Source organism: Nitrospira sp. (genome assembly GCA_030653545.1).
In the GTDB taxonomy this organism is placed as follows: domain Bacteria; phylum Nitrospirota; class Nitrospiria; order Nitrospirales; family Nitrospiraceae; genus Nitrospira_D.
Genome location: JAURZE010000038.1, coordinates 65,471 through 81,335, shown reverse-complemented (window position 1 = coordinate 81,335; position 15,865 = coordinate 65,471). Strand labels below are relative to the sequence as shown.

Sequence of the window (15,865 nt, the reverse complement as noted above, 5' to 3'; positions counted from 1 at the left end):
CTATTTTATCCTAGTTCGGTCGCCTGCTATAGTACGCTGTCCGTAAATAAGGGAGTGAACATGAAGAACATTCTAGTCGTCGGTGCCGGGTCAGTGGGCGGATTTTTCGGCGCGCATCTCGCCAAGAACAATCCTCACGTGTCGTTTCTCCTCAGGCCGAAGACCTTGGCAGCGGTGAAGCAGAGCGGGTTGACGATCCGCAGTGCGAGCGGGACGTTCACGGTCCATCCGCAGGCCGCGGCGGATCCCAGGGAATTGCCCCAGCCTGACTTGGTTATTCTCGGTGTGAAGGCGTTCGACCTTGATGAGGTCATGGCGCAGATCGAACCGGTGTTGACGGAGAAGACCGTCATCCTGACCTTGCAGAACGGCATCGATACCGAAGACCGGATCATCGCACGCACCTCGCGTGACTGCGTCGTCGGCGGCGTGGCCTTCATCTATTCGAAAATTGCCGAGCCCGGGGTGATCGATCACTATAAAAAGGGTGCGGTGGCGATCGGCGAATTGATGGGGCATGAGAGCGAGCGCGTGCTCAAGATCAAGGAGCTTTTCACGGCTGCCGGTATTCCCTGTCATCTCTCGAAAGATATCCGCCGGAGCAAGTGGGAGAAGATGTGCTGGAACTGCGTCTTCAATCCGATCACGGTGCTGATCGACGACAAGGTGGCCAAGGCTTTGGATCATCCGGAAATGCTGCGGGTGATCCATCAGATCGTCGATGAAGTCGCCGCGGTCTCAGCGGCGGTCAAGGTGCCGTTGCCGGCGGATATGGCGGAGCGGGTCGTCAAAGCCACGCAGGAGATCCGGGATATTCACACGTCGATGTACGACGATTGGAAAGCGGGACGGCAGACCGAGATCGCCTATTTGAACGGGTACATTGTGCAGAAAGGGCGAGAATTGGGCATTCCGACTCCCGTGAACGAGGCGATGACGGCGATGATCAAGACGATCACTGAGCAGGGCAAGAAGGGTTCTGGAGTCGTGCGAATCGACGGGGCGGTGGTGCAGCCGGTCTCACTTGATTATGCGGCCCTCCGGCAACTTCCGGCGGAGCATCATGTGGCAGACGTCAGCGCCGTCATGCCGGGTATGACGGGGAAGGCGATCAAGGTGAAGGGCTTGCTCGATGTGCCGGCACTGGCGATCGAGGCCGATCATGTGACGTTTCATTCAATTGACGGAAAGTATGCGGCTACGCTCACGCTCCAACAGGCCAAAGATTTTGGCGTCCTGCTTTACGAGCTCAACGGCGAGCCATTGCCCGATGGAAAGGGCGGGCCCTATCGTCTGATTACACCGGGGCTCGGCGATCTCTGCGCCAATGTGAAAGGCGTGGGTCGGATCGAAGTGCGAGTGGGCAGCGGAAAGGATACGAGACCTCCGGCTGAAGAGCGAACGAATTGCTAGAGCGGGGAATCTGAGAGTGTGTCAGCTCATGCTATGCGCGCTGTCTTGATGACCCGAATCGCTTTCCACCGCTCCGATCGGTAACGCCAGAGCAGTAACGCCATTCTCACGGTCCAGTCCGCGATCATCGCCAGCCAGACATAGAACACCGAGAGATGGAGCCAGAGGGCGATGATCAATGCCATCGGGACACGCACGCCCCACATGCCCACCATTGTTGCGCCCATGATGAATCGGGTGTCTCCGGCGCCGCGCAGCGACCCGGCGATGACCATCGTGAGCGCGAGGGGGATCTGTAGAAGGGCGACGATCTTCAGGAACACCGTACCGAGTTCGATGACTGCTTCGTCGGTGGTGAAGGCGCGCAGGAGCAGATAGGGAAAGAAGAAGAATACGACGCCCATGCTGGCCATGATGACGATGGCCAGGCGATTGGCTTCCCAGTTTTCCAGTTTCGCTCTGGTGTATTTCCCGGCTCCGATGCTCTGGCCGACCATGGTGGCGGCGGCGATGGCAAATCCATAGCCCGGCAAAAACGACAGCGACTCGATCGAGAGGCCCACCTGATGGGCGGCATAGGACACGGTGCCGTACAGCAGCACCAGTTTCGTATAGATGAGGATGCCCGCTTGCTGCACGATCCGTTCGCCAGAAACCGGTGCGCCGACATGCCACATGGTTCGGATGAGATCGAGTCGGAGGTGTGCGGACGATTTCAAAACAGGGCGACTGCGCCACCAGAGGAAGGCAACGCCGATGGCTTCGGCGATTCCCACGGCAATCGCGGCTCCTTTGACGCCGAGTGCGGGCAGGCCCCAGTATCCGTAGACGAGAGGGTAGGCGATACCGATGTGCAGCAGATTGACCAGGATCATGGCATACATTGGCGTGCGAGTGTCGCCGGTGCCCTGTAGGATTGAGGACAATACCTGAAGCAGCACGGTGAAGGGGATCACCAGAAAGATGATCGTGGAGTAGGGAATCGCCAGCGCAATGACGCCGGATTCAGCTCCCAGCCCCTCCATCGCGAACCGGTTCAGCGTCATCCCCAGTGCCGCCAGCGCGAGTGAGACTGCAATGGAAATCCCGAGAAAGTGGCGGGCGGCTTCTCCGGCGTCCCGATGTCGTCTGGCTCCCCACAGCTGGGCAATGATCACGTTGGAGCCTACCGAGAGGCCTGAGACCAGCGTCGTGGCGATGAACGCCAGGAGTTGCCCCAATCCGACGGCGGCAATGGGCGTCGCACCGAGTCCCCCTACCAGAAAGACCGCGACGATTCCTTCGGTTCGTTGAAGGAGACTACTGACAGTGACCGGCAGGGCCAGGGTGAGCACAGATTTGCGGATGTCGGCGATGCGGGAACCCATGGGCGCCTATCCTACAGAACTGAGGCGATGTCCAGCTAGACAAATACGTCATCGTTCGTTAGGGTCACACGATGACTGAACAAGCCACAGATCTTCCGCAAGACGGCGTGCAGAAAACGCCGCGCTTATCGAAATCCAAATATATCTCCGGCCTCCAATGTCATAAGCGCCTGTATCTCGATATCCATCGGCCCTATCTTGCAACTCCGCCTGACGCGGGGACGCAGGCGATCCTGGATATGGGGACGGAAGTCGGTGAGCTGGCGCGCCGCCGGTTCCCCGGCGGCCGTCTCGTAACAGCCGGGTATCGACAGACCGAGGCGGCGCTCACCCAAACCTCCGCGCTGATGGCGGATGAGTCTGTCCCGGCGATTTATGAAGCAGCGATCATGGCCGATGGCGTACTCGTTCGCGTGGATATTCTGGAGCGGGTACGAGGCGAAGACGAAGCTTTGGCGGGGTGGCGATTGATCGAGGTCAAGTCATCCACCAAGGTGAAGGATGTGCACCTGGACGATCTGGCGCTGCAGCGCCACGTGCTCGTGGGGGCAGGCCTCAACATCGTCAGCTGTCATCTTATGCGCATCAATACCGCCTATACCTATGCCGGCGGCGAGGTCGAGTTGAACGAGCTGTTCGCGATCGATGAACTCTCCTCAATTGTCTTGGAGCGGCAAGTGACTGTGCCGGAGCGGATAGCCGCGATGAAGACCATGTTACTGTCACCGGCCATCCCTGTGATTGAACCGGATCGCCATTGTTTTGCCCCGTATGAATGTCCCTTCTGGGCTCATTGCACGAGTCAGAAGCCTGCACGGTGGATCTTTCACCTGCCTGGCGCCAAGCAGATCACCAGTCAACTCGCCGAGCAGGGCATCGTGACCATCGATGAGATTCCGGATGGCACGAAGCTTTCGGCCGTTCAGCGCAAGGTCAAAGACAACGTGGAGTGGGTGTCCGAGAAGCTGGAAGCCGCGCTCAAGACCGTGCGGTTTCCCGTCCATCACCTGGATTTTGAGACCGTCATGCTGGCCGTGCCTCGCTTTGCCGGCACGCGCCCCTATCAAGCGCTGCCGGTGCAATGGTCGAATCATATCGAGCAGGCTTCCGGCGAACTCGTGCATCACGAATTCCTCCACGCAGAAGGGACTGATCCCCGGAAGTCATTGGCCGAATCCCTTCTGGATTCCCTGGGAGGCACGGGGAGTATTTGTGTCTATTCCCCGTATGAGAAATCTGTGATCGAGCACCTGGCGGAGTTTCTCCCTGAACTACGAACAGCGCTCAAGGCGTTGGTGAAACGGATTTGGGATCTGCACCCGATTGTCAAAGAGCATTACTACCATCCGGAGTTCGGCGGATCGTACTCGCTGAAGGAGGTGCTGCCGACACTGGTGCCTTCGTTGCGCTATGACGATCTCAACATTCGTGAAGGCGGGCAGGCGGCATCGGAGTACTACAAGATGGTGTTTGTCGAGAGCGACTGGATCGAGCGGGCCAGGATTCAGGAAGCACTGTTAGCCTACTGCAAGCGCGACACGCTCGCGATGGTCGAATTGCGGAGGGTCTTGGGAGAGAAGGTGAAGAAAATATGAAGGTGTTTATCCGCCCGCGTCAATAGCGCTAAGACGATATCGAGCGGGCGGGTCGCACGAAGTGCGGTTTGGCGGAGAGGGTGGGATTTGAACCCACGGTCCCCTTGCGAGGACGCCCGCTTTCGAGGCGAGTCCATTCGGCCACTCTGGCACCTCTCCTGGCAACGTGCTGAATTGGGAGGCACCGAAAGACGCGCGCCCCTGACCGATCAAGCTATGGGGGGAGCTTACAGTGAGAGGCATGATATTTCAATGAGTTTTCTCTCATCGTGGACGATCTAACCACGAAATCATTGGGGTAAGAATCACGGTGCCTTGGGAATCTCCAAGTAGGATGAATTGTTCCACTGAATCATGACGTTGCGTGAAGTCTCCTGGGCCTGTTTTGTGCGCAGAACAGGAAATCTCTTCTGGAATGCAGCGGTCCGTATTATCCTTCCGTAGCGGTAGAAAATTCTTCTGATCCGGCATAGGATCTGTCCATTATTGAGTCATTCGGATTCATTGTTTCCTGCTGTTCTATTTGCCTGCATGAGCGAATCAGTACCTAGTTCAATCCGCACCCTGGTCGAATTATTTGCCTACCGCTGTGAGCAGGCCGGCGGCGGGTTGGCCTATGCCTATCTCAAAGATACTGTTGCGATAGACCGTCAACTTACCTGGGCTGAACTTGCAGGTGAAGTGAACGTGCTTGCAATGGCTCTGGGGGCGCGCGCTGAGCCGGGTACTCGCGCGCTCCTCATTTATCCCCCTGGGCTCGAAGTGGTCGTGGCCTTCTGGGCTTGTATCCAAGCCGGCCTCGTTCCCGTTCCAGCTCCCGCGCCGGATCCCATCAGGCGCAAGCACAGCCTCTCGCGCCTACAGGCCATCCTGGATGATGCGCAAGCCGCGCTCGTTCTGACGACGGCTGGCATCCAGACCCTGTGTGCGGAGCAATCCCTCGTGGCACCGGATCGCCAGGTCCAATGGCTCGCCACTGATCAACCGACGGGTGAGGGGTGGCCGAGCCTGGAACACCGTTCGCCGATCTCGGATCTCGCCTATTTGCAATATACGTCAGGTTCAACGGCGACACCACGTGGTGTGATGGTCAGTCACCGCAACGTCCTGGCTCAATGTGAAGCTATTCATCAGACAGCAGGAGTCAATGCGGAGAGCCGCTCGTTGTGCTGGCTCCCGTATTTTCACGACTATGGATTGGTGCACGGGATTCTTGCACCCTTATATGGGGGCATTCCGGCGTTCCTCTTATCACCGCTTACATTTCTTCGGCGGCCACTCCGCTGGCTTGAAGCCATCGACCGGTGGGATATCACGCATAGCGGCGCTCCGAGCTTTGCCTACGATGCTTGTGTGAAGGCTTTTCAAAAACAACCGGGCTGGTCCGGTGATCTTGCGCGCTGGGCGGTGGCCAGTTGTGGAGCCGAGCCTATTCATCACCGGACCATCAATACGTTCACCCAAGTGTTTGCCCCCCACGGATTCAAGGGGAATGCATTCATGCCGGCGTATGGGTTGGCTGAGGCCACCCTGGTGGTGTCCAGCACCGCGCGGGCTGAAGCACCCCATATGATCACGGTGGATTCGGCTGCGCTTGAATCACATCGGGTCGAAGTCCGAAGGCCGGATGATGTGGGTGTACGCGAGCTTGTGGGGTGTGGTCGTCCGCTTCCAGGTTCGCAGGTCATCATCGTCGAACCGGGTAGTGGCCTCGAATGTGCCGCCGGCCAAGTCGGAGAGATCTGGGTGTCCAGTCCTAGCGTGGCCTTAGGGTATTGGCGGAGGGCTGAGGCGACCATCGAGGTATTCAACGCTCAGGTTTCCGGTCGGCCCGAGGAACATTTTCTCCGTACGGGAGACTTGGGGTTCTTCAGTGAAGGACAGGTCGTCATTACCGGTCGTCTCAAAGATCTGATCATTCTGAACGGGAGGAATATCTATCCTCAAGACTTGGAAGCAGCCGTTGAAGTCTGCCACCCCATGGCACGGAGCGGTGGATGCGTGGCTTTCTCAGTCGAAGTGGACGAGGTCGAGCGTTTGATTATTGTGCTTGAAGTCGATCGCCAACAGGAGCTGCGGGCTGAAGAGGTGGCGACGGCCGTTCGCGTCACTCTGGCAGAACGGTTTGAAGTGCCGGTGTGGGGGGTTGTCCTGGCGCGGCATGGGGTGATTCCCAAGACTTCAAGCGGAAAAGTGCAACGACAAGCCTGTCGAAAAGCATATCTGGAACAGTCGCTGGCCGTGCTTTCCACACTGATGCTCCCGGCTGAAGCGGCCGTGACTAGTTCGGGGTCGATCGCTGAAGGCTCTCGAAAGGTTCACGACCTGTTGAAGCGCGGCGAAGGGCTTGAAAGTTATGTGCAGCGTGTATTCGCAGAACAGTCAGGGCTCCCCGTCTCCAAAATTGAAGCGGGAATGCCCTTGGTCAATATTGGGTTAGACTCCCTCGGTACCAGCCTGGTCAAGAATCGACTTGAACAGGAGTGCGGGGTTGAACTTTCATTCGGCCAGTTATTTGGCCAGGGGACGGTGCGGGATCTCGCGGCCTATCTTCAGACGGCGCTCTCGGAGCCAGCTTTCGGACCAGAGCGGAGCTTGCGTGGCCAGGCCGGCGGGCCGGAATCTGAGGGGAGAGGCCTGCAGGCAGAGGACGGGGAAGTGGGTCGGTCTCCGCTTTCCTGCAGTCAAGAGCGGTTATGGTTTTTGGAGCAAGTACAGCCTGGCAGCGCGTTGAATCATATTTCCATCGGGATGAGGCTGTCCGGACCGTTAGATCTTCCGGCCTTCGATGCCAGCATCCAGGAGCTTGTACAGCGGCATGACATATTGAGGATGGGGTTTGCCTCAGTTGGGGAGCTTCCCTATCAGGCGACTTCGACCAAAGCCGCCGCGAAGGTCACCCGGGCCTCCTTGCGCGATCTCTCTCCTTCAAACCGTGACGCAGAAATCCGCCGGAGGATTCGGGAAGAAGTCCTTGTTCCATTTGATTTGGGGTGCCCACCCTTGCTCAGGACATTTCTTCTTGAGATAGAAGATGGGGAGCACCTCTGCATCCTAACCGTTCATCGCCTTGTCTCGGATGGGTGGTCCTTGCGGTTGCTGTGCCGGGAACTTACGCAACAGTACAGGTCGCGACCGAAAGATCCGGCGATGATTCCCGCGCGTTCGCCGCGATCGTATCTTGAATTCAGCCAATGGCAGAGGAACCAGTTGGAGAGTGAACGATACGTCGCTCAGCTGGGATACTGGCAGCGCCAGTTGGACCGCATGCCATCGGTACTGGACCTGCCTGCTGACCGCCCGCGCCCGCGTGTGCCGTTGTTCCAGGGAGGATCAAGAATCCGCGCGCTTCCCGAATCGATGGTGGCTGACCTGGGAGCGTTCTGCAGCCGGCAGGGCACGACCAAATTCATGGCGGTCTATTCCGCGTTGTGCGCCTGGCTCCAACGCGCCACCCGGACAACCGATATCGTCGTTGGGACGGTATTGGCGAATCGTCGTCAATCGCACTGGCAGGATGTGGTGGGGTATTTCGCCAATACCGTGGCCTTGCGCATGGACCTCTCCGATGTCGAGACCGGCGAGCAGCTCCTCCGTCGCGCTCGCCAGACCGTAGGCGATGCCTATGACCATCAAGATGTTCCGTTCGAACGAGTGATCGGTGCGCTCAAGGGACGAAGAGCCGCAGACTCGCCGCATGTGTTCAATGTCATGATCGTATGGGAGGACGATCCTCTCAGCGAGTTGCATCTCGAGGGATTGTCGGTCAGACATGTCCCGCTTGATGATGTGGCCGTCGAGCTTGATCTCACGCTATTGGTCGTCAATGGGATCGAGGGGCTTGAGCTGGTGATGCTCTATGACCGAGCATTGTTCGACGGTGGAACGGTCGACCGCATGCTTGCCCAAATCGAAATGATTCTCTCCGGCCTGATTGCAAACCCCGCTTCGCGGCTGCTCGATCTCCCGCTGCTGACGCAAGACGAACGACGGCAGCTCTTGGTCGAGTGGAACCGGACTACGGTCGACGTGCAGCAGGCCACTTCCATCCTGCCGATGATCGAGGCTCGCATCAAGCAAGATCCCGAAAGGACGGCGGTGGTGTGCGGAGAAGACCGGCTGTCCTATCGCGAGCTCGTTGTGCGTGTAGATCAGCTTGCCAGTGCGGTGTATGCAGTCACGGGAGGAAGAAACGTCCGGGTAGGGTTGTGCGTCGATCGATCGGTCTCAAGTCTCATCGGGATTCTTGGCATTCTGAAGGCCGGCGCTGCGTATGTGCCCTTGGATGCCAGTGCGCCGGAGCAACGGCAGAGATTGATTCTCGAGGATGCCGGTGTCGCGCTCCTGGTGACGCAGCAGCATCTGCGGGCGACGCTTCCATACGGTGGTGGGCCGGTTATTGAATTGGAGTCGCTCGCAGGAGAAGCTCAGCGTCACGAGGCACACGTGGCATGGCCGCAATTGGGGATCGACCATGCCGCCTATGTGATCTACACCTCCGGGTCGACGGGGCGACCCAAGGGCGTCGAGATTACGCACGGGGCGCTCCTGCATTCCCTTCTGGCACGCCTACAGTATTATAAAGATCCGGTCGAGTGTTGCCTCCTGACCTTTCCGATTGCGTTTGACGGGTCCGTGACGAGCATGTTCTGGACGCTGCTCCACGCTGGGACTCTCGTCATTCCAACGGAAGACAATTATCGGGATCCGGTTCAAATCGGTGCGCTGATCTCCCGGCATCAGGTGTCTCACATTGTACTCGTGCCGTCGTTATACGAGGCGATGCTGCGTGACGTGGCAGCAGCCGCACTGCAGTCACTTCGGGTGGTGGTGTCCGCCGGAGAAAGTCTCCCGGTATTGCTGGTGCGGCGGCACTATGAACGGCTTCAGGAGGCGGCGCTGTATAACGAGTATGGGCCGACGGAAGCGACGGTGTGGTCGACTGTGTATAAGACGACTGGAACTGAGTTGGGAGGGCGCATTCCAATAGGAACGCCCATCGCCGGGGCCGCCATCTATTTGCTTGATGAAGGGTTGTCCCCGATTCCTGTCGGGGTGGTGGGAGAGATTGTGATCGGCGGGGCTAGTTTGGCACGAGGGTATCTGAATCTTCCGGAACTGACGAGTGCCAAGTTTCTTTCGAATCCGTTTGTGCCGGGAACCCGTTTCTACAAGACGGGTGATCTTGGGCTGATGCGTCAAGACGGGAATCTCGAATATGTCGGGCGTGCGGACAGCCAGGTGAAAGTGCGGGGGTATCGGATTGAGCTTGGGGACATCGAATCTGCCTTGAGCGGGTTACCGGGTGTCCGCGCCGCTGCCGTGGTGGTACGAGAGGACATGACGACAGGGCCAAGCCTCATTGCCTTTGTAATGTCCGATCAGGTGCCGGGATCAACGAGTCCCTATTTGCATGAGCTTCTCAAGCGGACACTTCCCTCCTACATGGTTCCTGCCGCCGTGTGTGTGGTCGATGCCATTCCGTACCTACCCAATGGCAAAGTTGATCGTCTGGCTCTTCAACAACATACGCTGGGCGAGAACCGGAGCGACACAGCCTCCGTTCGGGCCCGCGATCCGATTGAACAGGGCCTGCTTGAGATTTGGCGGGAGGTGCTGGGAGAGCAGACGATCGACATCCATCGAAACTTCTTTGCCATGGGCGGCCATTCTCTCTTGGCCACACAGGTCATCTCGCGCATTCGCGAAGTGTTCCGCGTGGAGCTTCCGTTGCGCTCGATGTTCGAGTCACCAACGATTGCCGGTGTCGCTGAGTTGATTCGAGTGGAACAGCATCGAGGGAATGCTCCGTCACCATTGCCGCCGATCGTGCCGGTCTCGCGTGACGGGTCGTTGCCGCTGTCATTCTCCCAGCAGCGCATGTGGTTTGTTCAACAATTGGCGCCGGAGGCGACTGCGTATAATCTCCTCTTCGTCTCTCGACATAAGGGAGGAATGAGCGTACCGGTGATCCGGCAGGTCGTGAATTTGCTCTCCCAACGCCACGAAGCGTTTCGAACAACCTTTGCGATGACCGGGGCCGGGTTGGAGCAACGAATTGCGTCCTGGGAGTCTCCTCACCTGGTTGAAATCGACCTCCGCAGAATTCCAGCGGATCAACGCGAGGGAGAAGCCCGACGAATTGCCGAACAGGAAGGGGCTCGTCCGTTTGATCTCGAGAAAGGGCCGCTCGCGAGAATCTCGCTGATCACTCTCGATCAAGAAGACCATCTGATTGTCCTCAATCTTCATCATATTGTCGGGGATCAATGGTCCTTTGGAATCCTCGGACGCGATTTCGCCGCATACTATAATGCGTTATGTCAGGGGCAACCGTTGCCCGAAATGACCTTGCCCATCCAATACGCGGACTACGCGGTGTGGCAGCGTCGGTGTATGACGGAAGCAGTGTTAGCGGCTCAAGAACAGTACTGGACAAAAACGCTGGAGCATCTACCTATCCTGCACCTTCCGACAGATTTTCCTCGTCCGGCCGTCCAAACCTTCGAGGGAGGGTTGTGCGCGGTAGATATTCCGGATTCCGTGATCCAGCGACTCAAACAGTTCAGTGCCGAACAACACGTGACCCCTTTTATGACGATGTTAGCCTGCTTCCAGCTGCTCTTGAGCCGCTATACGGGGCAGGTGGATCTGGCCGTCGGCTGTCCGATTGCGAACCGGACGCATATGCTGATGGAGCAGTTGATTGGAACGTTCGTCAATACCTTGGCGTTACGAGTCGATGTCAGCGGCAATCCTTCGTTTGAAGGTTTTCTGGAGCGTGTCAAGAATGCTGCGTTGGGTGCCTTTGCCAACCAGGACTATCCCTTCGACAAACTGGTGGAAAGTCTTCAGATCGAACGTGATGCGAGTATGGCCCCGTTGGTCCAGGTGTTATTCAACATGGCCAATGCTCCGATTGGAGATATCCAACTCTATGGGTTGGAGTGGGAGCCATTCGAGGTCGAGCCTGGCTCTGCCCAGTTCGATCTGAGTCTGTCCATCGAATTGGAAGTCGCGAAGAAGGCGTACTTCACCTTCAATTCAGCGCTATTCGTGCGCGAGACTATTGAGCGCTTTGCCGGACATTATCTGGCGTTGATCGAGAGTGCGATGTCGAACCCGCAGGCTCGAGTGTCCGAGCTGAAAATGCTTGGGGAAACAGAGCGGTCACGCATCCTGTATGAGTGGAATCGGACGACGGCTGAGTATCCACACACGGACTGTCTGCCGGAGCATATTGAAATACAGGCTGAGGACCATCCTGAAGCCGTAGCTGTTTCGATGGATAAGCGCGTTCTCACGTATCGTCAGCTCAACGGGAAGGCGAACCAGTTGGCGCGAGCCTTGCGGGCAATCGGCGTCTCTTCGGGGGTGGCTGTCGGCGTGTGTCTGGAGCGGTCAGTGGATATGGTTCCGGTGTTGCTTGCGGTGATGAAGGCGGGAGGGTGTTATGTCCCGCTGGATCCGGATTATCCGCGCGATCGCGTCAGGTTTATGGTGGAAGACTCCGGAGCCCCGCTCGTCATCACGACTAGCCCGTTAGCCGATCGTTTCAGTGGTCAATCGTGTCGTACCTGGTGCCTTGATCGCGAGGGGCACGTCTTTTCTCCAGACGACGAGCATAACCTCCCGTCCTCGGCCTCAGCCGATGATCTTGCGTACATACTCTATACCTCAGGATCGACCGGGCAACCGAAGGGTGTGGAAATCCGGCATCGTTCCCTGATGAATTTCCTGTGGTCCATGAAGCGCCAGCCGGGCTGTACTCGGGGAGACATCATTCTCTCCGTCACGACTCTGTCGTTCGACATCGCGGGGTTGGAACTCTATCTGCCACTCCTTGTCGGAGGGCGGGTTGAGATTGTCAGTCGAGCGGTTGCAACTGACGGACATAAGCTTCGTGACACCCTCGAACGAGTGCAGCCGACCATCATGCAGGCGACTCCCGCAACCTGGCGGCTTCTCCTTGAGGCGGGATGGACCGGGAGTCCGTCGTTGACCGCTCTCTGTGGAGGCGAGGCGCTCCCGCAGGATCTTGCGATCGCGTTGCGTGATCGAACCAAAGCGCTCTGGAACATGTATGGTCCGACGGAAACGACGATCTGGTCGACCGTCGAGCGAATCAGCTCGGATATTCCGGAAATCACGATTGGTCGTCCGATCGCGAATACGGATGTGTATGTGCTCGATCCCTATTTACAGCCGGTCCCGGTCGGTGTAGCCGGAGAGATCTATATCGGAGGGGATGGGGTGGCGCGGGGATATCATGGCCGCACGGACCTCACGGCAGACAGATTTATCCCTCATCCGTTCTCACTTCATCCCGCTGCCAGGCTCTATCGGACCGGTGATCTCGGACGCTATCGAACCGATGGGAAAATTGTCCATCTGGGCCGGATTGATCATCAGGTGAAAATCCGGGGATTCCGTATCGAGCTTGGCGAAATCGAGGCCATCCTCAGTCGCCACACCAAGATCAAACAAGCGGTTGTAACGGCACGGGACGATCAGCACGGCCTGAAGCAGCTGGCGGCATATCTGGTTTTGCAGGACGGACAGGATGCGGGAGCGGAAGAACTGCGTTCCTTTCTACGAGCGGTGCTGCCGGAGTATATGGTGCCTTCCTTCTTTGTGTTCCTTGACGCATTCCCCTTAACGGCCAATAAGAAAATTGATGTGCGTGCCTTGCCTCCGCCGGAGATGACGAGCCATACGGCCGGCCAGCCCTATGTCGGGCCTCGAAATGGAATGGAGGTCCAGCTGACGGCGTTGTGGCAACAGGTACTTGGGATGCAGGACATCGGAATTCACGACAATTTCTTTGATCTCGGCGGACATTCACTTAAGGCCGCGCAGCTGTTTTATCAGCTGGAACTCGTGTTTGGGAAACAGCTTCCCTTGGCCACGTTGTTTCAAGCTCCCACGATAGCCGAGCTTGCGTCTGTGTTGACCAAAGCGAGTTGGGTTCCCCCGTGGCAGTCTCTGGTCGCGATACAGCCCAGCGGAACCGGAGTGCCGTTGTTTATGGTGCCGGGTGTCGGAGGAAACGTGCTGGTCTTTGCCAAGCTGGCACGTCTTCTCGGGACGGACCAGCCGCTCTACGGACTGCAGGCGAGAGGGCTCGATGGTAAGGAAACGCCGTTCATCTCCGTGTCGGAGATGGCCGCTCACTATGTGCAGGAAGTGCGGCGCATGCATCCTGATGGACCATATCTGATCGGGGGAGTCTGTACCGGAGGGCTGATTGGCTATGAAATGGCCAGGCAGCTCACAGCGCTGGGTTGCCAGGTCACTCTCTTCATGATGGACACGTGGCATCCTGATTCTTACAGCAGGTATAAGCATCGTCTGGTCGCGAAAGCCTTCATGTCCATGATCGTGCTGGGCAAGGTTGTCGGAGATATCCGAGGCATCTCGCGGTTACCGATGAACGAGTGGTGGGTGACTCTTACACGCAAGACTCAGGTCGCACTGTCTTTATTTTCACAGTCCCTCACGGATCATATCCAGGACAGGGATTTCCAAGTGCAGCGCTTGACGGAAGCCACGCTCCTTGCAGTGGCCCGGTATCATGTGGTGCCGACTTCTGCAGAGGTCGTGAATGTGGTGGCTTCTAATCGGCATGTCGAGGATGTCATTCCGGACACTCGGCATCGCTGGCAGGAGCTAGGAGCGGGGTCGAGTTGCACCGTGCATATTCCAGCCGAGGATTCGGGACGTCTATTCGTGTCGCCGTTTGTTGAAGAACTGGCCGGCCATTTGCAGAATTACCTCCAGACGAGTCCGGAGCGTGCCGCAGGAATTGGAACTCCGGCTCGCAACAATCAGTCCGCATGAACATCCGCCTCCCAGGGTTCGTCTCGTTTCTGTTCCAGCGCTCACGTTCCGTGATGGCCGCCATGGTCAGTGTGGGTGTGGTGTCCGGACTCTGTAGCGCGGGCGTGCTGGCCTTGATCAATCGAGTCCTGCAACAGCGGCATGATCAGGAAGCTCTCCTGGCGTTCGGGTTTGTCGCAGTCGTTGCAGGGAAGCTCGCCACTCAGATTGTGTCGCAATTGACCCTGGCGCGCTTTGCTCAAGACACGACCCTCGACCTCTCCCTGACGCTCTGTGAGAAGATTCTCAAATCTCCGTATCGACGCACTGAGGCGTACGGTCATGCGAATATTCTGGTCACCCTGACTGACGACGTGAGCATGCTTGCGTGGTCGATCCAATGTTTGCCGCAATTGGCGATGAATGTGGCTATTGTCCTCGGGTGCGGGGTCTATCTTCTCTGGTTGTCTTGGCCGACGTTTCTGCTCGTCGTGACGGCCACATTGCTGGGGGCGTGGGGATATCATTGGTTGCATACCAGGGCCTTTTCGACCATCTACTCATCCCGTGAGGCCAGAGCTCAGCTATTCAGACATTTCCGGTCTTTGACGGAAGGGATCAAGGAGTTGACCCTTCACAGGCAAAGGCGCAAAGAGTTTATTGATCAGGAGCTCCACGGAGCGGCCGATCTGTACCGGCGAACCAGTATCGATGCCTCCAGACAATATGCGATTGCCGAGGCCTGGTCCCATTTCGCCTTTTATTCCATGATTGGCATTATCCTGTTTGTATTTCCCTTGATGTTTCCGCTTTCGACGGAGTCATTGATCGGGTATGTCGTGGTATTGCTGTATATGATGTCTCCCATTTGGGGGATTATCGGCACCCTGCCGACGGTTGAACGCGGACAGGTCGCGTTTGAGAATATTCAAAGATTGGGCGTGTCCTTGGACACACCCGCTGAGAGCCGCCACAACGTCGTTCCACTGGTGACGGCAGGAAAGATGGAGTCCCTGACATTAGAGTCAGTCACGTTTCAATATGCGACAGACAGTCGGGGCAACGACCCATTTTCACTCGGTCCCATCAGCCTGAAGCTGTGTCCCGGGGAATTGTCGTTTGTGATCGGGGGAAATGGCAGCGGGAAGTCGACGTTCGTCAAACTGCTTGCCGGCTTGTATGTTCCGCACTCGGGCGAGGTGTCCTTAAATAGGATCTTGATCTCGGATGCCAACCGCGACTGGTACCGCGAGCATTTCTCGGTGGTGTTTTCTGATTTTCACTTATTTGAGAAACTGTTAGGCATTGAAGAAGAGCGAATTCGGACATCGGCGGCCGCGTATCTCTCCAGCTTGCAGCTTGACCACAAGGTGGAGGTGAGAGAGCGCAAATTCTCGACAATCGATTTATCCCAGGGCCAGCGAAAACGCCTGGCTCTGCTGACGGCCTATCTGGAAGACCGGCCGGTGTATGTGTTCGATGAGTGGGCGGCCGATCAGGATCCGCAGTACAAGGACGTCTTTTATATGAAGCTATTGCCGGAACTTCGTGCGAGAGGGAAGAGTGTGGTGGTCATTACGCATGATGACCGGTATTTCCATCTCGGCGATCGGGTCATTAAGCTGGAGAACGGGAAAGTCGTCTCCTCCTGATAGCTGCGGATAGGGTAGG

Annotated in this window: 5 protein-coding genes and 1 tRNA gene; 4 read left to right on the top strand and 2 right to left on the bottom strand. The window is 57.4% G+C overall.

Annotated elements, in window-relative coordinates:
- Positions 1-60 precede the first annotated feature (60 nt).
- Entirely contained in the window at positions 61-1,413 is a 1,353-nt protein-coding gene (locus tag Q7U39_18510) for a 2-dehydropantoate 2-reductase (protein MDO9119953.1), read from the top strand.
- 26 nt (positions 1,414-1,439) lie between these two features.
- On the opposite strand, the gene Q7U39_18505 is transcribed toward Q7U39_18510, so the two are convergent.
- Positions 1,440-2,780, bottom strand: a complete 1,341-nt coding sequence (locus Q7U39_18505; GenBank protein ID MDO9119952.1) for an MATE family efflux transporter — start codon at positions 2,778-2,780, stop codon at positions 1,440-1,442.
- A gap of 71 nt (positions 2,781-2,851) precedes the next feature.
- Between Q7U39_18505 and Q7U39_18500 the strand changes: the two genes are divergently transcribed.
- Positions 2,852-4,375, top strand: coding sequence for a DUF2779 domain-containing protein (locus Q7U39_18500; protein ID MDO9119951.1), 1,524 nt, complete (start codon positions 2,852-2,854; stop codon positions 4,373-4,375).
- Positions 4,376-4,444: 69 nt separating this feature from the next.
- On the opposite strand, the gene Q7U39_18495 is transcribed toward Q7U39_18500, so the two are convergent.
- A tRNA-Ser gene (locus tag Q7U39_18495) sits at positions 4,445-4,534 on the bottom strand.
- 372 nt (positions 4,535-4,906) lie between these two features.
- Here Q7U39_18495 and Q7U39_18490 point away from each other — a divergent pair.
- Positions 4,907-14,215: an amino acid adenylation domain-containing protein gene (locus Q7U39_18490; GenBank protein MDO9119950.1), complete on the top strand. Its 9,309-nt coding sequence runs from the start codon at positions 4,907-4,909 to the stop codon at positions 14,213-14,215.
- Complete coding sequence (locus Q7U39_18485; GenBank protein MDO9119949.1) at positions 14,212-15,846, top strand: cyclic peptide export ABC transporter; 1,635 nt, start codon at positions 14,212-14,214, stop codon at positions 15,844-15,846. The genes Q7U39_18490 and Q7U39_18485 overlap by 4 nt, the downstream gene beginning before the upstream one ends.
- Positions 15,847-15,865 lie beyond the last annotated feature (19 nt).